The organism is Rhizobium herbae, from assembly GCF_017873135.1.
Lineage (GTDB): Bacteria > Pseudomonadota > Alphaproteobacteria > Rhizobiales > Rhizobiaceae > Pararhizobium > Pararhizobium herbae.
This window is the reverse complement of record NZ_JAGGJV010000005.1, coordinates 239,314-258,954: the sequence shown is the minus strand read 5'-3', so window position 1 is coordinate 258,954 and position 19,641 is coordinate 239,314. Positions and strand designations below refer to the sequence as shown.

Below are 19,641 nucleotides of genomic sequence, written 5' to 3'. Positions count from 1 at the left end.
CAAGAGTTGGGGACTTCTGCGCATGGCGTCACCGATCGAGCGGCGCCACGAGCACGCCGTCGAAGTTTGAAGCAGCAATGCCGGTGCAGAGCGGCGACCATTCGCAACGGGCGCATCCTTCACGGATGGAGCCTGCCCTGAAAGCACCACGCATGCGCCCGAGAAAATCCGCATCGGGGCAGATCGAAGCGCCCGGGCCGGCAGACATGCCGAGCAAAGCCTCGACCGCTTGGCTCGCCTTCAGATCCCGCTCCGTCACGCTCCCGTCAAGACAGTGCCTGTCCGGCTCGCCCAGCATCGGCCCGCAGACATCGTCCGGCCCTTCGACCACAAGGATATCCTCGCCCTCGGAGAGCCGGGCGGCGATGCGGATATAGTTTTCGGTGAAGGCCTGCGTATAGCCCTTGCCGACGAAGGTCAGCATGCAGAGAAGGTGATGCGGGCGCAGACGGACGGTCATGAGGGCTTATACTAAGACCGCAAATGCGACGCTACGCGATAAATGCCCACCGCGGCAACTTATACCAAGTCTCGATGATAGGAACCTATGGGACGGTTCCTATCATTGAGACTTGGTATTGCGTCAATGCGTCATGAGCGGTTTGGGCTTCTTGTCGGTCCATTCCGGCGGCGCACCGTAATTGGCGGCCACGGCCCCGACCAATCCGGGCGCCCGGCCGAACGCATCACACGCAGCATATTTCGGTTTGCCGCCGAGCAGGGATTGCATCCGCTGCCTGGAAGGAAGGGAAATATCCAAGCCTTTCGGTTCCTTGCCGGCGATGAGCATTCGGGAGAAGTCGCTCCCGAACTTCGAGGCGAGGCCATAGGCGTCCCCGACCTGCGAAACCCGCGGTTTGTTCTGGATCGAGTTTGCCCCGCGAGCCCACACCATTGCCGCACGCTGGACGCCGCCGCTATCGACGGCCTCCGCCTCGACAGCAAGTCCTCCGAGGCCGACGGGCAGGCGCGGCACACCGATGGGCAAGACAAAGCCGGTGCCTACGGTCACCGCGGTTGCAACACCTGCCATTGCCTTGTTCGTGGGGACGATGTCGGTGACGACGGACCGGATCGTCATGTCCGCCGGCTGGCCGGCCGGAACCAATTGATACTTGTCGCTGAGCGCGATGCAGAGCGCCCGGTCCAGAGCGTTTGACACCATCAGGCGGTCGGCGTCCGATTTGACGCGGGATGCGGCGCTGAATGCGAAGCTCGTCGGCACGATGCTGATCGTCTTCACCGCGGTCAGGCGCTGCCCATCGACGTAAACACGCGACTTGGACAACGTTCCCTTGGGCGCGCCAAGATTGCTGTAGGAGGTGAGCGTCCCGCCTTCTTTCAGAGGCACAGAGGCACATCCGCTCACCGCCAAGGCTAGACATAGAGATATCAACGGAAATATCGGCCGGCATCCGGCAAGTCGGAGGAATGATTTCATCGATGGATTGCTGCGCACGCTTTCGGGCCTCCGTTACGGATGTTCCGGGAGGACAGTGCAAGCGAAGGATTGCCGCAACATTACAGATAGCTTCGAACAGCGACCGATATGTCTATCAGAGCTGGATGGCCACCTGCGTCCCGGTCGAGCCGCTTTTGATGCTGACTTGCCCCCCGTGATTGGCGACGATCTGTTTCACCAGGCTCAAACCAAGGCCTGCGCCCCTGCTTTTGGGGGTAACGCGATAAAAAGGTTCAAAAACCAGCTCTTGATGTTCAGCCGGTATGCCGGGCCCTTCATCGACCACGTTGACCTGCCCGCCGGCTGAGACTGATATCGTGATCATTCCGCCATTGCCGCCGTGGTCAATGGCATTGCGAACCAGATTGCCGATCGCTCTCGGCAAGGCGAACGGGCTGCCGCGCCGTTCGAGGCCGTCTACTTCGCTTTCAAAACAGATCTGGTAGCCAGCAGCAATCGCCTGGGGCGCGAGGTCGGCAACCACCGTTCGTGCGATTTCGACGAGATCGACCGGTTCATGCAGATCGGTCGCCTGATCGTTCCGCTCAAAATCGAGGAGTTGTTCGGCAGTCTCCGCTAGACGCGCAACGTCGTTCAACAGCCGCCTGCGTTCCTGGCCCTCGGGCATCCCGTCGATCCGCGTCTGCATGATGGCGATCGGCGTTCTGAGTTCATGCGCCGCATCGATCAGGAAGCGCTGGCGTTTCTTGATCTCACTCTCAAGCCGATCGAGGGCTCCGTTGAATGCGATCACCAGCGGAGCGACTTCTTTGGGAATACCCTCAACCGGCAGGCGTGCTCCCCGCCGGCGGGGTTCTATCTGCGATGCTTTGTCAGCGACCTCGCTCACTCTTGCAAGCGCGCGCCGCACAATTCGGGGGACTGCGAGGAAGATCGCAGGCAAGGCGACAATTAGCAAAGGAACATAAATCGGGTAAGTGCCGACCAGAAGGGCGAGAATGGGCCAGCCTTTGTCAGCGAAGCCGCCAAACAGAATTCGGACCTCTCCCACATTAGTGTCCACCCTTTCGACCGATGCGATTTCATCTGTACCGGCGGCCCCTCGTATGTCTGCATCATGGAACAGGTGCACCAGATGGGCGAGCTCAGCATAGGCCGCAGGGACAGTGCCGTAGGATACCGAAGCACCGTCCGTCGTGGCTGCGACAAACCAAAGTCCCTTGTTCTGCGTTTTGAGCGACCTCAGTTCCGATGTATCCCGCAATAGAAATTTTCCTTGCGCATCGCGTTCCGCCGCCTCTGCCAACACGGCGCTGATTTTATCCTCCACGGCGATGTTCGGAGATTGGATCATGGTCCCGTAGACGCAAAGCCCGATGATGACTGCTGCAACCACGGCGACGATGACGAGGCTGAGTTGCCAACTCAGCTTCCACCAAAGGGAGGGGGGCGACCTGTCGTGCATCATTCTTCCTTCAGGAGATATCCGACGCCCCGGATGTTGTGGATTGCGACGCCCGCACCGGCATCCAGCAGTCGTTTGCGCAGTCTTGAAATATGAGCATCGAGTGCGTTTGACTGGATTTCTTCTTCATAATTGTAAACCGCCGCCTCAAGGGTCGTTCGAAGGACGGTTTTGTCTTTCCGCTTGGCCAGCGCCACCAGGACGAGAAGTTCGCGCCTGGGCAGATCGAACGGGATTGATCCCACGGTCACGCTCAAATGCAGGGGATCGATCAGCATCCGGCCCACCGTAATTTGAAGTTCCGTCAGACTTGGCGGTCGTCGCAGAACCGCGCGCAATCGAGCCATCAGCTCTTCGACAAGAAACGGCTTGCCCAGATAATCGTCCGCGCCGACATCCAGCCCTTCGACACGCTCCAATGGCTCATTACGCGCGGTCAGCACAATGATCGGCGTGTCGGCACCTGCTCGCCTCAACAGCGGAATGAAGGTCAGCCCTTCGCCATCAGGCAAACGCCGATCCAGAAGAATCGCATCGTAGCTATTCTGACGCGTCAATTCGAAAGCGTCTGCAAGATGTATGGTGTGATCGGTGACAATGCCGTGTTTGCTCAACGCCGCTGACAGCGCGTCCGCCAGTTCCCTCTCGTCCTCTACCAATAGAAGTCTCATCGCCCCTTCTCTCTCCCGTCTCCGTCCTTCTCTGCCGCTAAGGTTGCGGCAGCATTACGGAGACAAAAGGACCGTCAGGCAAAAGCTGCTCGCATAGTACCCGGGATCTGATCGTAGCAACTCGGCGAGACCATAAACGCCCTTCCCGCGCATACCAGCCTCCCGCTTCGCGCGGTTGAGCTTTCCTGCCGCATCGTGTAAACGGCCACCATCTCCCCCAAGGACACTCCCGGCATGACCAGCATTGATCTTATCATCTTCGACTGCGACGGCGTTCTAGTCGATTCGGAAATCATCGCCAGCGAAGTCGAGGCCGAGCTTCTGACGGAATCGGGCTATCCGATCAGCACCGAGGAAATGGCCGAGCGCTTTGCCGGCATGACCTGGCGCAACACGCTGCTTGCCATCGAGAAGGAAGCCGATATTCCCCTTTCGGCCAGTCTCATCGGCAAGAACGAAGCCATTCTCGACAAGCGCCTTGCCGACGACCTCAAGATCATCGATGGCGTCAAGCCGATGCTGGCGCAGATCAAGCTGCCGCATTGCATCTGCTCGAACTCGACATCGGCGCGGCTTGCCATGATGCTGGCCAAGGTCGGCATCAAGGACCATTTCGGCAAGCATATCTATTCCGCCCGCGACCTCGGCGAAGACAAGGTCAAGCCGAAGCCGGACATCTTCCTGCACGGCGCCAAACAGTTCGGCATCGATCCGTCGCGCGTGCTGGTGATCGAGGATTCCGTCCACGGCATCCACGGCGCCATCGCCGCCGGCATGCGCGTCGTCGGCTTCACCGGTGCGTCGCACACCTATCCCTCGCATGCCGACAAGCTGACCGAAGCCGGCGCCGAAACGGTGATCTCGCGCATGAGCGCATTGCCGGGCGTCATTGCCGCGCTGTCCGAATGGTCGGAATCGCTGACGGCTTGAGGCAGGGTTACCTCTCCCCTTGCGGGAGAGGATTCAAAATCAACATCTTAGCTTTAGCAAAGTGTTAGATTTTGTTGGTGAGGGGATCGTCCTTTTCCAAGCCCTACCCCCTTGCAAAATCTAAGACTTAGCTAGCGCTAAGGTCTTGATTTTGCTTTCTCCCCGCCGAGGGGGAGATAGTCGCAACAAACTTCCGCTTATTTCTTCTTGCCTGCAGCCGGGCCTTCGTCGAAACCGACATAGACCTTGGCGAAGTCGCCGGCGCCGCCGGGCAGAGTAATCTGCGTCTTGGTGAAGATGAACTGGGTGGTGCCGACGCCGGTCGGAACCTCGACGGGATACTGCGTCAGTTCCGAATAGAGCGTATTCTTGCCGTCGGTCGCAGCCACGCGGATCGGCAAGGTGACGGTGCCGGCGCCACCGGCAGGTCCGGCAATGACGCGGCCCTGAACGACGACGGTCATGACCAGCTGGCTTTCGTTCTGGACGCACTGGCGGGTCGTATCCGCCAGCGACGCCTGGTAGACGATCTTGGTCGGATCATCCTTGGCGCCCTTGGCATAGGTGCGGTAGTTGGCGGTTCCATCCAGCAGATAGACCTGCGGGCAAGCGCCCTGGATCACGGCCGGTGTCGGCGTTGCGGCACTGCCGCCGGCGTCGATCGCGCCGCCCGTGTCCGTTTTGTTGCAGCCTGCGATAACCACGAGAAGTGAAATTCCGAGAAGACGGACGGAAACTTTACCAAACACCTGACTTGACCCCCTGCCTTGCACAATTAATGCCGCGGAGCGTGACTGACCGCAAAATAAGGTATTTTTCGGTTTCACGCCCCCGCAACTTGAGCCTTTCAAGACCCTTGGCGATGGTCTATAGCAGCGACGCATTGAAAAATCGATTGGAGTCTGAAGCCGGAACGCCAATTTTTCAGAACGTGCTGAGATGGCCGGCCACGGACGAAGAACCGATATTTCCGTCAGCTTTGCCAAGGGTTGACGCAAAGAGAACCACGATCCCGACCCGGTTCGCCTATGGTGCCGTTCAATTCCCGCCGCGCCGCTTGCGGCATCTAAAGCATGACGAAGGATGGTTACCGTGAAGTATGTCTCGACCCGGGGCGAAGCCCCATCGCTGGGTTTTTGCGATGCGCTCATGGCGGGCCTTGCCCGTGATGGCGGGCTTTATGTGCCGAAGCAATGGCCGAGCTTTTCCAAGAAGGAAATCCGGGCAATGCGCGGAAAATCCTACCAGGAGATCGCCTTCACGGTTCTCAACCCCTTCGTCGACGGCGAGATTCCGGACGACAAGTTTCGCGCGATGATCAATGAGGCCTATGCCACCTTCCGTCATCCGGCCATCGCTCCGCTCGTCCAAACCGGCCCGAACAGCTTCATCATGGAGCTGTTCCACGGCTCGACGCTTGCCTTCAAGGACGTCGCCATGCAGCTGCTCGGGCGGCTGATGGATTACGTCCTGACCGAGCGCAACGAGCGCGCCACCATTGTCGGCGCCACCTCGGGCGATACCGGCGGGGCTGCGATCGACGCCTTTGCCGGGCGCGACCGCACCGACATCTTCATCCTGTTTCCGCATGGCAAGGTCTCGCCGGTGCAGCAGCACCAGATGACCACGTCCAAGGCGAGCAACGTCCATGCGCTGGCGATCAACGGCAATTTCGACGACTGCCAGAGCCTCGTCAAAGAGATGTTCAACGACGTGGCCTTTCGCGACGGCGTGGCGCTGTCCGGCGTCAACTCGATCAACTGGGCGCGCATCATGGCCCAGATCGTCTACTACTTCACCACGGCGCTTTCGCTCGGCGGCCCGGACCGGAAAATCTCCTTCACCGTACCGACAGGCAATTTCGGCGATATCTTTGCCGGATACGTGGCGAAGCAGATGGGCCTGCCGATCGACAAGCTGGTGGTCGCCACCAACGAGAACGACATTCTGGCCCGCACACTGCAGACCGGCCGCTACGAGATGCGCGACGTCAAGGCCACCACCTCGCCGTCGATGGACATCCAGATCTCCTCCAATTTCGAACGGCTGCTGTTCGAGGCCTATGACCGCGACGCCTCCAAGGTGCGCGGCGCGATGGCCAACCTGAAGCAGTCCGGCTCCTTCGAGATCGAGGAAGATGCGCTCAAGTCCATCCGCAAGGTGTTCCGGGCCGGGCGCGCCACCGAGAAGGATGTGGCCAAGACCATCGCCAAGACGCTGGAGACGACCGGCTACCTGCTCGACCCGCATACGGCGATCGGCGTCTTCGTTGCCAACAAGCATGAAACATCGAGCGTGCCGATGGTGACGCTCGCCACCGCACACCCCGCGAAATTCCCGGCCGCAGTAAAATCGGCCAGTGGTATTGACCCGGCGCTTCCAACGTGGCTTGCTGATCTGATGGTCAGGGAGGAGCGGTTCGACATTCTTGACGCCGAGCTTAAAGCCGTTGAAACCTTTATCAACGAGCGTGCCCGCATCCGGAAATAAGGACGCAGAAAGACGTATGATGAAAGTTGAGTGCACCCGGCTCCAATCCGGGTTGACGGTCGTCACCGAGAACATGCCGCATCTTGAAAGCGTCGCGCTCGGGGTCTGGATCAAATCCGGTTCACGCGATGAAACCACGGACGAGCATGGAATTGCCCATCTGCTGGAACACATGGCGTTCAAGGGCACCGCGCGGCGCACAGCCCGCGAGATTGCCGAACAGATCGAAAATGTCGGCGGCGAGGTCAACGCCGCGACATCGACGGAAACCACGTCCTACTACGCCCGTATCCTTGAGGACGATGTTCCGCTCGCCGTCGATATTCTCGCCGACATCCTGACGGAATCCTCCTTCGACGAGGACGAGCTGCAGCGCGAAAAGCAGGTTATCCTGCAGGAAATCGGCGCCGCCAACGATACGCCCGATGACGTCGTCTTTGACAAATTCGCAGAAACCGCCTTTGCCAACCAGACGATCGGCCGCCCGATCCTCGGCACGCCGGACACGGTTCTTTCCTTCACGCCTCAGCAGATCCGCACCTATCTCGACCGCAACTACACGACCGACCGCATGTTCGTCGTCGGGGCCGGTGCGATCGATCATGATAGTTTTGTGCGACAGGTTGAAGACCGCTTCTCGAGTCTGCCGCAGAAGCCGGCCGCATCTCCGGTCGCCGACGTTGCCCATTATACCGGCGGCGATGTGCGCGAAGATCGCGACCTGATGGATGCGCAGGTCCTGCTCGGCTTCGAGGGTAAGGCCTATCACGCCCGCGATTTCTACTGTTCGCAGATCCTTGCCAATATCCTTGGCGGCGGCATGTCGTCCCGGCTGTTCCAGGAAGTGCGCGAGCATCGCGGCCTGTGCTATTCGGTCTATGCCTTCCATTGGGGCTTCTCCGACACCGGCATCTTCGGCGTTCACGCGGCAACCGGCGGCGAGAACCTGCCGGAACTGATGCCCGTCATTATCGATGAGCTGCGCAAGTCGTCGATGAACATCGAACAGCAGGAGATCGACCGCGCTCGCGCCCAGATCCGCGCCCAGCTGCTAATGGGCCAGGAAAGCCCGGCAGCACGTGCCGGCCAGATCGCCCGCCAGATGATGCTCTACGGCCGCCCGATTCCGAACGAAGAACTGATGGAGCGCCTGTCCGGCATTACCGTCGAGCGCCTGACGGATCTTGCCGGCCGGCTGTTCTTCGACACCGTCCCGACGTTGTCGGCGATCGGCCCCGTGGAGAAACTGGCACCGATGGACGATATTCTCGGCGCCCTTTCCAGTGGCACCATAACGCGCAAGACGGCAGCGATGTGAAACCTTCGACGACAGAGTGTGGCCCCACCCCCTCTGTCGGCGACGCCGACATCTCCCCCTCAAGGGGGGGAGATTTCAATTGCCTCGGCGCTCATAACGGAAAAGAATGATCTCTCCCCTCGAGGGGGAGATGTCACGAAGTGACAGAGGGGGGTGAGCCGTACGGCAACCACTCGATCAACGGCGATGGCGCGGAGGCTTCTATGACACGATCGGTCTTTCGGTTTCTGTCACGGCAGCCGGATCCGGTCGAGATTGCCAATGCGACGCATCTGCTGCGCCTGCCGAAGACGTCCGACTATCGCCAATGGTATCGGCTGCGCAACGAAAGCCGCACCTTTCTCGAACCGTGGGAACCAACCTGGCGGGCCGACGAGATGACCGAAAGCGCCTTTCGCGCCCGCGTCATCCGCAACGAGCAGGAATTCGCCTCCGGCCAGGCAGTGCCGCTCTTCATCATTTCGCGGCCAGACGATCAGCTGATCGGCGGGTTGACCATCGGTTATATCCGCCGGGGTGCCGCCCAATGCTGCATGATCGGCTATTGGATGGGCGAGCGTTTTGCCGGTAGGGGGCATATGGCGCAGGCGGTCAAACTGGCTATTCCCTACATCTTTTCGAGCCTTCAGTTGCACCGTATCGAAGCAGCCTGTATTCCCGAGAACCACAGAAGCATCCGGCTCCTTGAAAAGGCCGGGTTTCAGCGCGAAGGCTACTTGCGGGAATACCTGAAGATCAACGGGCAATGGCGGGATCATCTGATGTTTTCCCTTCTCTCGCAGGACGGCATGCAACATAAGAATTCGAGTGATTGATGTTTTTGAACCGCCACCCGCTTCCCCCGTCAGCACGAAGGCTCGTGGCACTTCTATTCGCCATAATGGTCACGTTCTGCCTGATCGGTAGCGGCGCGGCGCGGGCGACGGAACCGGTCAAGATTTCCCGCGAGGACACGGCTCTCGACCTGACGGCAACAACGGAAATCTATACCGGCCGCGGCGACGCCTTCCAGGTCTCGACCGCCCCCGGCACCGACGGCATCGTCCGGCGCATCGAAGTTCGCTCCAGCGCCGAGAACCACCAGGGCGACTGGGCTGTCTTTGCCCTTGCCAACGTTTCGGAAGAGCAGTTGGAGCGCGTCATCGTCGCCCCGCATTTCCGGCTGGTGAATTCCAAGCTGTTCTGGCCGGACCTCGGCTCGCAGCGCATCCTCTCGATCACCCCGAGCGAAGGCTTTGCGCTCGACCGGCAGCCGAGCGACGAAGCGGACGTGTTCCGCATCACCCTCAACCCCGGCTCGGTCATCACCTTCGTCGCCGAACTTGCAGGGCCCGACCTGCCGCAGATCTATCTCTGGCAGCCCGATGCCTACAAGGACACGGTTAACGCTTTCACACTTTATCGCGGCATCGTACTCGGTATCGCCGGTCTTCTGGCGGTATTCCTGACCATCCTGTTCGTCGTCAAGGGAACCTCGATGCTACCTGCCACGGCAGCGCTTGCCTGGGCGGTGCTTGCCTATATCTGCGTCGACTTCGGCTTCCTGTCGAAACTGATCTCGATCACCGCAGGCGACGAGAGGATATGGCGGGCGGGGACCGAAGTGTTCCTTGCCGCAGGGCTGGTGATCTTCCTGTTCACCTATCTCAATCTCAACCGCTGGCACCAGCACTTAAGCTACGCGACGCTCGCCTGGATTCTCGGTCTCGGGCTGCTGTTCGGTGTCGCCATCTACGATCCGGCGATTGCCGCCGGTATCGCCCGCCTCTCCTTCGCGCTGACCGGCACGGCCGGTATCATCCTGATCGCCTATCTCGGCTTCAAGAGCTACGACCGCGCCATCCTGCTGGTGCCCGCCTGGCTGCTGATCCTCGTCTGGCTGTTCGGCGCCTGGCTGACGGTCACCGGCCAGCTTGCCAACGACATCGTCCAGCCGGCGCTCGGTGGTGGCCTCGTTCTCATCGTGCTTCTGATCGGCTTTACGGTGATGCAGCATGCCTTTGCCGGCGGCGCCTATAGCCAGGGCCTGTTCTCCGACCTCGAGCGCCAGTCGCTGGCATTGACCGGTTCCGGCGATACCGTCTGGGACTGGGACGTGGCGCGCGATCGTGTCGTCACCATTCCGGATATTTCCGCCCAGCTCGGCCTTTCGCCCGGCACCATGCACGGTGCGGCGCGCAACTGGCTGCCGCGCCTTCACCCCGACGACCGCGACCGGTTTCGCGCCACGCTCGACGTTCTCCTGGAACATCGCAAGGGACGGCTTAACCATGAATTCCGCGTGCGGGCGGAAGACGGCCACTATCACTGGCTGTCGATCCGCGCCCGGCCGGTGTTGGGCGCCAACGGCGAAATTATCCGCTGTGTCGGCACCATCGTCGATATCACCGAGCAGAAGAATTCCATCGACCGGCTTTTGCACAACGCGCTCAACGACAATCTGACCGGATTGCCGAACCGGCAGATCTTCCTCGACAGGCTGCAATCCATCCTGTCGCTGGCACCGGGCTCGACCGCGGTCAGGCCGACCGTCATCACCATCGACATCGATCGCTACAAGCAGGTCAACGACGTGCTCGGCATTGCCGCCGGCGACAACATCCTGATTGCGCTCACCCGCCGCCTGCGCCGGCTGGTGAAGCCGCAGGACACGCTTGCCCGCCTCGGCAGCGACGAGTTCGGGCTGATCCTGATGTCGGAGCGCGATCCCGCCAAGGTCGCCGATTTCGCCGACGCGGTGTCCAAGGCGATCATGGTGCCGCTCAACTTCGGCAATCGCGAGATCAACCTCACCGCCTCCATCGGCCTCGTCTCCTGGGTCGATCAGCAGGAAAGTGCCGCCGGACTGCTCGATGATGCCGAGCTTGCGATGTTCCGTGCCAAGAAGGCGGGCGGCAATCGTGTCGAACCGTTCCGCCCGGCCTTCCGCGCCTCGGGCACCGATCGGCTGCAGCTCGAAACCGACCTGCGCCGCGCCATCGAACGCAAGGAACTGAGCCTCGTCTATCAGCCGATCGTCCGCCTTGTGGATGCGGAGATTGCCGGCTTCGAGGCCCTCATGCGCTGGGAACATCCCAAGCGCGGCAGCATTTCGCCGTCGGAGTTCATTCCGATCGCCGAAAGTTCCGATCTCATCAACCAGCTCGGCATGTTCGCCTTTGAAAAAGCCACCAGCGACCTGACAGAATGGCAGATCCAGACTGGCGACCTGCCGATCTTCGTCTCCGTCAACCTGTCGAGCGCGCAGCTGCTCAACAACGACCTCTATGACGATATCCGGGCGGTATTGAACAAGAACCACTGCGACCCGCACAAGGTGAAGGTGGAACTCACCGAATCCGTCGTCATGGAAAACCCGGAACAGGCGCGTCTGGTGCTGGAAAAGCTGAAGGATGCCGGCCTGCGTCTGGCGCTCGACGATTTCGGCACCGGCCATTCCTCGCTCGCCTACCTGACACGCTTTCCCTTCGACACGATCAAGATCGACAAGTCACTGGTCAGAGACCCCAGCGACAAACGCTCGATCCTGTTGCGCTCGGTGATCACCATGGCCCGCGAACTCGAGATGCAGGTCGTCGCCGAAGGCATCGAATCCGAGGAAGACGCCATCCAGCTCGCCCAGATGGGCTGCGACTTCGGCCAGAGCTTCCTGTTCGGCCCACCGATCGGCTCGGAATCGATCCAGCGGCTGCTGAAAGAGCGATTTCCGCTGATGAAGCGGGCGTGAGCGCTTAATGCGAGACGAGTTGGGCGGATGGAAGTGACAAGCATTCGAGACCTAATTCCGAAAAGCAAACACGACCTGGAAGCAGTTGATGCCCTTCGGGAGGCCAGCTTGTCTTCCATAATTCCAATATTGGATGATCTTCTCGACTGGACCGCAGATGGCAACTGGCCGATCGCCAAGCCCTTGGCCGATTTTCTTGTCTCTATCGGTGCGCCTCTTAAGCCCGCAGTGCAACGAGTGCTGCAAGGCGATGATGGGCCATTCAAATATTTTTGCCTTCATCTGATCGTTGCACAATGGCCAAGAGATCTGAAGGAGGATTTTCAGAAGGAGTTGCTACGTTTAGTAGAGTACCCAAGCGATCACGACATTGCCGAAGAACTTCCTGAAGTGGCCGAGGAAATACTGGCGACGATCCGGTAGCACAACGCAGTGAGTGCCCCAGCACAGACATCCACCAAAAGGCTGACCGGACACCCTTACTGCCCGTACACAGCCCCAGCCCGCCGGATCAACCGATTGATGAAATCCAGCTTCTGCACCACCGGTGGCGAGAGTACGAAGGGATAGCTGTCGGGCTGGCCCATGCTGCGCTGGATGCTGTTCAGCGCCACGCTGAGCGGTACCCAGGCATCGACGAGCGTTTGCGCACTCTCCGCCCGATACGGATCGAAATCGATTTCCGCCGCCATGCCGCCGTGGCGCCGTGGTTCCGTTGAAAGCCCAAAGGAGCCTGCCGTTTCCAGCGTATCGACGATATGGAAGAAATGCGCCCAGCATTCGGCGAAGTCCTCGGCCGGGTGGGCGCTGGCATAGGTGCTGATGAAGCTTGCCTGCCAGTCTATCGGAGGCCCCTGCTCGTAGTTGCGCTTGAGCGCCTCCGCATAGTCCACCGTCTCGTCACCGAACAGCGCGCGCGCCTCGTTCAGCGTCCGATCGTCGCGAACAAGCTGGGCCCAATAGAAGTGACCGATCTCATGGCGGAAATGACCAAGCAGCGTACGGTATGGCTCGTTCATCGACACCCGCACGCTTTCGCGCGTCGCATCATTGGCTTCCGCCGCCCGCAAGCTGATCAGGCCATCCTCGTGACCGGTCATGGCCGGGACCAGATAGCCGTTGGCATCGACTTCGTCGGCCAGGAAATCGAAGGCCAGCCCGCCCTGCGGATCGGCGTCGCGGCCCGGCCGCGGCAGGTTCCAGCGCAGCAGGGAATAGAACAGATGCCGTTGCGCCTGGCCGATCTTCTGCCAGCGCGCCAGCCCTTCGGGATTGTCCGTCACCGGAACGATGCGGTTGTAGCGGCAGGCCTGGCAATAGACATGATTATCGTTGGAGGAAATCAGCCAGTTGCAGGTATCATGCGCGGCATTGGCGCAGAAGCGGACATCCGCCTGCTGGCGCGAGGATGCCTGCCACACATCGCCGCCTGCCGGCCTCAGCGCCTGCATGGACATGCTATCGGGCAGGAAACCAAGCTGCGAGCCGCAGTTGATGCAAACGCGATTGTCGAAATGAACGGGATTTCCGCAATTGCCGCATTCGTAAAGTCTCATGGAAATGGCCTCGCCCGATAATCGCGTGTATTTAATATTGAAAGACTGAATGCCGAAAAAACAAAAGAATCATAACCATAGAAAATGCCCGCCGCGCGAAGCACAGCGGGCATCGGCGCTGAAATCTTCCATCCAGTTGAACCCGTCAGGACAGTCGATTCGCGCACCTTGGAGCCGCCGTCGCCATTTGCAACGATGATCGGCGGCAAAACTCAAATTAAATGCGATCAACGACGCCCTTCACGGCATCCTTCGCCTTGCCGGTTGCCGTCTGGACCTTGCCCTTGACCTCCTGGCCCTTGCCTTCAGCGCGCAACTTGTCGCTGCCGGTTGCCTTGCCGGCAGCCTGCTTGGCCTTGCCTGCAACCTGATTGGCGGCGCCGGAAATCTTGTCGGAAGTGCTACCCATGATCAGTCTCCTTGAGAGGTTGAGGACAGGATCGAAGCGTCATGTCCTTGCCACGGGAAAACGAGGAGCTGCTCAAATTGTTCCGGGAGAACTTTGGAAAGGCGGAAAAAATCGGCCGGTCAGGCGTGGCCGGCATCCACCGACAGCATGGCCGGGGCAACGCCCATCAGCGCCAGGGCCCGGTCATATTTGTCGCCGAGATCGCGGTCGAAGATCAGTTCTTCGTTCGCCGGGCAATTGAGCCAGCCATTGTTGGCGATCTCGTTTTCGAGCTGGCCGGCACCCCAGCCGGCATAGCCGAGCATCATCATCGCCTTGGACGGCCCTTCGCCGCGCGAGATGGCGCGGACGATATCGAGGGTTGCCGTCAGGCAGATATCGTCGCTGACAGGAATGCTGGATTCGCTCAGATAGTCGTCCGAATGAAGGACGAAACCACGCCCTGTCTCGACCGGCCCGCCGGTCTGGATCTGGAAATCACGGGTAATGCCGGGCAGCCGGATCACCTCGGGCTGATCGATGATCCGCAGATGCAGGAGAACATCCGGGAAGGTCAGCCGCTGCGGACGATTGAGTACGAACCCCATGGCGCCGTCATTCGAATGGGCGCAGACAAAGATGACAGTGCGGGAAAAATTGCTGTCGAACATGCCCGGCATGGCGATCAGGAACTGACCGTCTAGCAAACCGCGCTCGCGTTTCTTCTGGAACGTCGCCATCATGGTGTTAGCCTTCTTTGTCAATTGAAAAGCGTTCCCACCCTCGTCTTTTGGTTTGCGGACCGTCATCGGCGCTTCCATCCCATCTTCATCAAGAGAAAATGATCCGGAGGTGAAAGTGGGCATCTTTCAACCATGCCCCAAAACCGATAAGCCTCAGCATCATGAAACATCATCGCCTCCTAGAGAATGCGACTCATTTGACGGCGCTGGCAACCCTTTCAGCGTATTTTTTTATCGTCCCTGCCGCAAATTCCGCGCAGAGCGAATGGGTGCAGTCAGAAGGTGGCGCCGTGCGTATCGTCGCCGACAGGCCGGAGCCGGACGGGGCGATCCCGGCCATTCTCGACATCCGGCTGAAGCCCGGCTGGAAAACCTATTGGCTTGAACCGGGTGCCAGCGGCATCCCGCCGCAGGTGACCGTCGACCCGCAGGATGGCATCTCTTTTTCGGGCATGCGGTTTCCAGCACCGAAGGCTTTTGACGACGGCATCGCAAGCTATACCGGCTACGACCAGTCGGTGGCGTTTCCGCTCTCGCTGAAACGCGAAAAGGCCGGCGACGTGACGCTGAAGGCCTCGGTGTTCCTCGGCATCTGCAAGGATATCTGCATTCCGGTTCAGGCCGATCTCAGCCTGCCCCTGCCCGCAGGGCTGGCGGAGAACCCGCTCGACAAGGCGCGGATCGCCGATGCCGTGTCCGCCCTGCCGGAGGAGCCGTCCGATACGTTCAAGGTAACCGCTGCCAGTTTCGATCCGGCGGGCAAGCGCATGCGCATCTCGCTTCTGCTGCCTCCGACAAACGAGACCACGCCGCCCGAACTTTTCCTCGCCGGCCCACCGGGCTACAACTTCGGAAAGGCCGAAAACCTCACAACGGCAAATGGCCAGGTGACTGCGGACATACCGGTGCGGATACCCGCAAAAGGCGGGGCGCTGAAAAGCGGCTCGGTCCTGCTCGTCGCCAGGATCGGCGGCCGGAGCATGCAAACCCCGCTTGCCTTTGACTGAGCCGAATCTATATTCCTTTGCGACCCAGCGGAGCCGATGCGCTCTGCCTTCCCGAAAAAACCTCAAGGAGTGAGACCGTGACCATTTCCGTCGGAGACAAGCTGCCTGCCGCCACCTTCAAGGAAAAGACCGCCGATGGCCCGGTCGAAATCACCACCGAACAGCTGTTTGCCGGCAAGAAGGTCGTGCTCTTTGCCGTTCCCGGCGCCTTCACGCCGACCTGCTCGCTCAATCACCTGCCCGGCTATCTCGAGAACCGCGACGCCATCCTTGCGCGCGGCGTCGATGACATCGCCGTTGTCTCTGTCAACGACCTTCACGTCATGGGCGCCTGGGCAACCGCGTCCGGCGGCCTGGGCAAGATCCATTTCCTCTCCGACTGGAACGCCGCCTTCACCAAGGCGCTCGGCATGGACATCGACCTGTCCGCCGGCACGCTCGGCCTGCGTTCCAAGCGCTATTCGATGCTGGTGGAAGACGGCGTGGTAAAGACGCTGAACGTCGAGGAAAGCCCCGGTCAGGCGACCGTTTCGGCAGCGGCGGCGATGCTGGAACAGATCTGATTTTCCAGGCATGCCCGGTTGTTCAATTGTCCGGCCGGGCATGCATTTCTTCGATCAGCCAGCGCTCCAGCGCCAGGGCATCCGGCCGTCCCGCCACATGCGGGGCGATCCACAGCACCAGCCGGCGCGGTCCCGGCCTAAAGCCGAAGGGGGCCACCAGCCGCCCCGATGCGAGCTGATCCAACACCAGCATCTGCGGTACGGTGGCGACGCCGAGCCCACAGGCCGCGGCCTGAATCAGCAGGTAGAAGTGATCGAAGCTCGATCGCGGCTCAAGCACCAGGTCGGTTTCTTCAGCGACAGTCTGCCAGTCTCGCCAGGCCTGCGGCCGGGTTCGGGTAGACAGAAGCATCGCCGCTTCCAGGTCCTTCGGCTGTGAAAGCTGCACCTGCGCCAGATATTCCGGCGAGCAGACCGGTCCGATCGCCTCGCCGCCAAGCTCCCGTATCACCGCGTCCTCGGGAGGCTCGATGATGCTGGAGCGGATCGCCAGCCCGATCTTGTCGCGCACGAAATCGATCCGGTCGAAATTCATGTTGAACTGCAGCTCGATATGCGGATGGCGCTCGTGGAACTGGCCGATACGCGGGATGATCCACCCCATCATGATCGAGGAAGAACAGGACAACGTCAGCGGGCCTGGACGAACACGTTCGACGCTTGCCTGCATCAGGCTGAAGGCGCTCGCCAGCCCCTCCGCAAGGCGCAGCCCCTCCAGCGTCGGCTCCGTCGATCGCGCCTTCCGGTTGACAAGCAGGACGCCCAGCGTTTCCTCCAATGACTTGATGTGCCGGCTGACCGCGCCGTGGGTGACGAAGAGTTCATCGGCAGCAAGCGTCATCGAACGATGGCGCGCGACCGCCTCGAAGGCTTTGAGGGCATTCAGCGATGGCAGCGTCTTGGTCAAACGAAATCTCCCGGACAAGCTGTGACTTTTTCTCACACGATGGCGAGATTAAATCGATTGCCGCCGACCTATACATTCCTTTAGGAGTTGCGGCAATTTGAAGGCACATGCGTATCGAGGACGGGTCATGGAAGGGGAAATGGAGTTTCCACTCTGTCATCAGCGCTGAAAGACGGTGCTGCCGGAGAAGCCTTGCAACCAAGGGAGGAACTCTTATGCATTCCAAAACCAAAGAAATCTCACAGGTCGAGCGATCGGCCATCGCCAAGGTGTCAAAACGGCTTGTACCGTTTATCGCCTTGATGTTCTTCATCAACTTCCTCGATCGCACCGCGATCTCGTTTGCCGGCCCGAACGGCATGACGTCGGACCTTGCGCTGACAGCGGCCCAGTTCGGCTTTGCTGCGGGCATCTTCTTCTTCGGCTATATCGTGCTCGAAATCCCCAGCAACCTTGCGCTTCACAAATATGGCGCGCGGCGCTGGCTTGCCCGCATCATGGTGACCTGGGGCATTGTCGCGCTTCTCTTCACCTGGGTCAGCAGCGCGACGGAGCTCTACGTGCTGCGCTTCCTGCTCGGCGTGGCCGAAGCCGGCTTCTTCCCGGGCGCGATCCTGTTTCTCAGCATGTGGGTTCCGGCCCGGCACCGCAACAAGATCCTGGCGCTTTTCTATCTGGCACAGCCGCTGACGACCGTGATCGGCGCTCCGCTCGCAGCCATGCTCATCCAGGCACATGGGGCGTTCGGGCTGGAAGGCTGGCGGATCATGTTCTTCGGCGTCGCAGTCCCTGCAATCATCGTCGGCATCGTCGCCTGGTTCTACCTCGTCGACAAGCCGGATGATGCCACGTGGCTGACGCAGACGGAAAAGGACTGGCTGAACAAGGAACTCGCCACCGAAGACAAGGCCAAGACCGCCGCCCACGGAGGCATGATGCGCCTCGCGTTTACCGATAGCCGCGTCTGGCTGCTCTCGGCGATCTATTTCGGCCTGATCTATGGTCTTTATGCGCTCGCCTTCTTCCTGCCGACCATCATCGCCGGTTTCGAAGCGAAATTCGGCACCAAGTTCGACGTGTTCGACAAGGGCCTGATCACCGCCATCCCCTATCTTCCCGCCGCCGTGGCCCTGTTCTTCTGGAGCCGCGATGCTTCCAGGCGTGGCGTCAAGGTCTGGCATATCGGCATTCCGGCGCTCACCGGCGCCATCAGCATCCCGATCGCGCTGTACATGGGATCACCCGAGGCGACCATTCTGGTCATCACCATCACGGCATGCTCGATCTTCGCGGCCCTGCCGAACTTCTGGGCGATCCCGTCACGCTTCCTCACCGGCCCGGCTGCCGCCGCCGGCATCGCGCTGATCAACACGATCGGCAATATCGCAGGCTTCGCGGCGCCCTATATCACCGGTCTGGTCAAGGATTCGACGGGTGTCTACCAACTGCCGATGTTCATCGTCGGTGGATTGCTGCTGCTGTCGGCGGTCCTTGCCTTTTCGCTTAGCGGCCGCGTTCAGGAACCGGTGGCCGCCGCCGCTGCCAGATAAGAGCAGAGATCGTTCAAAAGGCCCGCGTGCTTGAAAAGGCATGCGGGCTTTCGCGTTTGCGGTCGATTGTCGATTATTGCACGCTCTTTTCGACAAGCCTTGCAAGCTGCCCGATAACCGTGCCCCAGCCATCGTAAAAGCCCATTTCCTCGTGCATGTTTCGGTCGGCATTGTTCCGGTGCATGACATGGGCCGCATAATCGGTGCCCTCCGGATGATCCCTCAGCGTGATGATCGCCGTCATGAACGGCTGTTCGGCGGGACGCCAACCGCCGAGCAGGGCATTGGTGAAGACAATCCGTTCGAGATCGTCGACGGCGAGGAAGCAGCCGCTCAGATGCGGCGCGAAATCACCACCGTTTTCGCTGATCTGCGTGACGAACGAGCCACCGGCACGCAGGTCCATGTCCACGACCTTGCATCTGGCCGGCTCCGGGATCCACCATTGTTCGAAGCTCGAAGGATCGGTCCAGGCGCTCCAGACGAGCGCCCGAGGAGCCTTGATGACCCGTGAAATCGTCAGGTCGAGTTCCGGATTTGATGATGGGGTCATTGTGAATCTCCTTTTGCTTGGGCCTTTGCAACAAACTGCTCGAGCCTGTCGGTGCGGCCTTCCCAAAGCGCCCGCTGCGCAGACAGCCACGCCTCGACAGCGGCAAACTGCTTCTTCTCGATGACGCATGTCCTGACGCGGCCTTGCTTGCGGGTGTGGATCAAGCCGCTGCCTTCGAGAAAATGGATGTGTTTCATGAACGACGGCAGGGCCATGTCGAACGGTTTTGCAAGATCGCTGATGCTGGCAGGGCCCGCGCCCAGCCGCGCCAGAACGGCCCGGCGGGTGGGATCGGCAAGCGCCTGGAAGATACCGTTTAGCTGCTCCGAATACTGTTCCATAAGGCTAAG

Annotated in this window: 20 protein-coding genes; 9 read left to right on the top strand and 11 right to left on the bottom strand. The window is 60.4% G+C overall.

The window, feature by feature from the left end; translation table 11 throughout:
• Window positions 1-28: 28 nt before the first annotated feature.
• The 4 genes from J2Z75_RS15325 to J2Z75_RS15310 all read right to left on the bottom strand — a co-directional run bounded on the left by J2Z75_RS15325 (window position 29) and on the right by J2Z75_RS15310 (window position 3,559).
• Window positions 29-460: a DUF1284 domain-containing protein gene (locus J2Z75_RS15325; RefSeq protein ID WP_209853632.1), complete on the bottom strand. Its 432-nt coding sequence runs from the start codon at window positions 458-460 to the stop codon at window positions 29-31.
• Between the two features lie 123 nt (window positions 461-583).
• Entirely contained in the window at window positions 584-1,441 is an 858-nt protein-coding gene (locus tag J2Z75_RS15320; RefSeq protein ID WP_209853877.1) for a DUF3313 domain-containing protein, read from the bottom strand.
• A gap of 115 nt (window positions 1,442-1,556) precedes the next feature.
• Window positions 1,557-2,888 (bottom strand): sensor histidine kinase, encoded by a 1,332-nt coding sequence (locus J2Z75_RS15315; RefSeq protein WP_407692768.1) that lies wholly within the window; start codon window positions 2,886-2,888, stop codon window positions 1,557-1,559.
• A complete protein-coding gene (locus tag J2Z75_RS15310) occupies window positions 2,888-3,559 on the bottom strand; it encodes a response regulator transcription factor (protein WP_209853630.1) in 672 nt (223 codons plus the stop codon). Before J2Z75_RS15310 ends, J2Z75_RS15315 begins: the two co-directional genes overlap by 1 nt.
• 234 nt (window positions 3,560-3,793) lie before the next feature.
• Between J2Z75_RS15310 and J2Z75_RS15305 the strand changes: the two genes are divergently transcribed.
• A complete protein-coding gene (locus tag J2Z75_RS15305) occupies window positions 3,794-4,489 on the top strand; it encodes an HAD family hydrolase (RefSeq protein WP_209853629.1) in 696 nt (231 codons plus the stop codon).
• 197 nt (window positions 4,490-4,686) lie between these two features.
• Here J2Z75_RS15305 and J2Z75_RS15300 read toward each other — a convergent pair whose 3' ends face one another.
• Entirely contained in the window at window positions 4,687-5,238 is a 552-nt protein-coding gene (locus J2Z75_RS15300; RefSeq protein ID WP_209853628.1) for a hypothetical protein, read from the bottom strand.
• A gap of 334 nt (window positions 5,239-5,572) precedes the next feature.
• On the opposite strand from J2Z75_RS15300, the gene thrC reads away from it, so the two are divergent.
• From thrC to J2Z75_RS15275, 5 genes are all read left to right on the top strand, one after another.
• A complete protein-coding gene (gene thrC, locus J2Z75_RS15295) occupies window positions 5,573-6,979 on the top strand; it encodes a threonine synthase (RefSeq protein WP_209853627.1) in 1,407 nt (468 codons plus the stop codon).
• Window positions 6,980-6,995: 16 nt separating this feature from the next.
• Complete coding sequence (locus tag J2Z75_RS15290; protein ID WP_209853626.1) at window positions 6,996-8,297, top strand: M16 family metallopeptidase; 1,302 nt, start codon at window positions 6,996-6,998, stop codon at window positions 8,295-8,297.
• A 203-nt stretch (window positions 8,298-8,500) separates the two neighbouring features.
• Window positions 8,501-9,112, top strand: coding sequence for a GNAT family N-acetyltransferase (locus J2Z75_RS15285; protein WP_209853625.1), 612 nt, complete (start codon window positions 8,501-8,503; stop codon window positions 9,110-9,112).
• A complete protein-coding gene (locus J2Z75_RS15280) occupies window positions 9,112-12,024 on the top strand; it encodes an EAL domain-containing protein (RefSeq protein ID WP_209853624.1) in 2,913 nt (970 codons plus the stop codon). The genes J2Z75_RS15285 and J2Z75_RS15280 overlap by 1 nt, the downstream gene beginning before the upstream one ends.
• A gap of 27 nt (window positions 12,025-12,051) precedes the next feature.
• Window positions 12,052-12,447, top strand: coding sequence for a DUF5071 domain-containing protein (locus tag J2Z75_RS15275; RefSeq protein WP_209853623.1), 396 nt, complete (start codon window positions 12,052-12,054; stop codon window positions 12,445-12,447).
• A gap of 56 nt (window positions 12,448-12,503) precedes the next feature.
• Here the strand turns inward: J2Z75_RS15275 and J2Z75_RS15270 are convergent, their stop codons facing one another.
• The 3 genes from J2Z75_RS15270 to J2Z75_RS15260 all read right to left on the bottom strand — a co-directional run bounded on the left by J2Z75_RS15270 (window position 12,504) and on the right by J2Z75_RS15260 (window position 14,711).
• The gene (locus J2Z75_RS15270) at window positions 12,504-13,580 is read right to left on the bottom strand and encodes a zinc-binding metallopeptidase family protein (RefSeq protein ID WP_209853622.1); all 1,077 of its coding nucleotides are present in this window, start codon (window positions 13,578-13,580) and stop codon (window positions 12,504-12,506) included.
• Window positions 13,581-13,797: 217 nt separating this feature from the next.
• Entirely contained in the window at window positions 13,798-13,989 is a 192-nt protein-coding gene (locus J2Z75_RS15265) for a CsbD family protein (RefSeq protein WP_209853621.1), read from the bottom strand.
• Window positions 13,990-14,108: 119 nt separating this feature from the next.
• On the bottom strand, window positions 14,109-14,711 hold the full coding sequence (locus J2Z75_RS15260; RefSeq protein WP_407692771.1) for a YqgE/AlgH family protein: 603 nt from the start codon (window positions 14,709-14,711) through the stop codon (window positions 14,109-14,111).
• A gap of 269 nt (window positions 14,712-14,980) precedes the next feature.
• Between J2Z75_RS15260 and J2Z75_RS15255 the strand changes: the two genes are divergently transcribed.
• A complete protein-coding gene (locus tag J2Z75_RS15255; RefSeq protein ID WP_327791259.1) occupies window positions 14,981-15,718 on the top strand; it encodes a protein-disulfide reductase DsbD domain-containing protein in 738 nt (245 codons plus the stop codon).
• 77 nt (window positions 15,719-15,795) lie between these two features.
• The gene (locus J2Z75_RS15250) at window positions 15,796-16,281 is read left to right on the top strand and encodes a peroxiredoxin (protein ID WP_209853619.1); all 486 of its coding nucleotides are present in this window, start codon (window positions 15,796-15,798) and stop codon (window positions 16,279-16,281) included.
• A 22-nt stretch (window positions 16,282-16,303) separates the two neighbouring features.
• On the opposite strand, the gene J2Z75_RS15245 is transcribed toward J2Z75_RS15250, so the two are convergent.
• Window positions 16,304-17,188, bottom strand: a complete 885-nt coding sequence (locus tag J2Z75_RS15245; RefSeq protein ID WP_234937360.1) for a LysR substrate-binding domain-containing protein — start codon at window positions 17,186-17,188, stop codon at window positions 16,304-16,306.
• Between the two features lie 215 nt (window positions 17,189-17,403).
• Between J2Z75_RS15245 and J2Z75_RS15240 the strand changes: the two genes are divergently transcribed.
• The gene (locus J2Z75_RS15240; RefSeq protein ID WP_209853618.1) at window positions 17,404-18,738 is read left to right on the top strand and encodes an MFS transporter; all 1,335 of its coding nucleotides are present in this window, start codon (window positions 17,404-17,406) and stop codon (window positions 18,736-18,738) included.
• A gap of 73 nt (window positions 18,739-18,811) precedes the next feature.
• Here the strand turns inward: J2Z75_RS15240 and J2Z75_RS15235 are convergent, their stop codons facing one another.
• A complete protein-coding gene (locus J2Z75_RS15235; protein WP_209853617.1) occupies window positions 18,812-19,291 on the bottom strand; it encodes an SRPBCC family protein in 480 nt (159 codons plus the stop codon).
• Entirely contained in the window at window positions 19,288-19,632 is a 345-nt protein-coding gene (locus J2Z75_RS15230) for an ArsR/SmtB family transcription factor (RefSeq protein WP_209853616.1), read from the bottom strand. Before J2Z75_RS15230 ends, J2Z75_RS15235 begins: the two co-directional genes overlap by 4 nt.
• Window positions 19,633-19,641 lie beyond the last annotated feature (9 nt).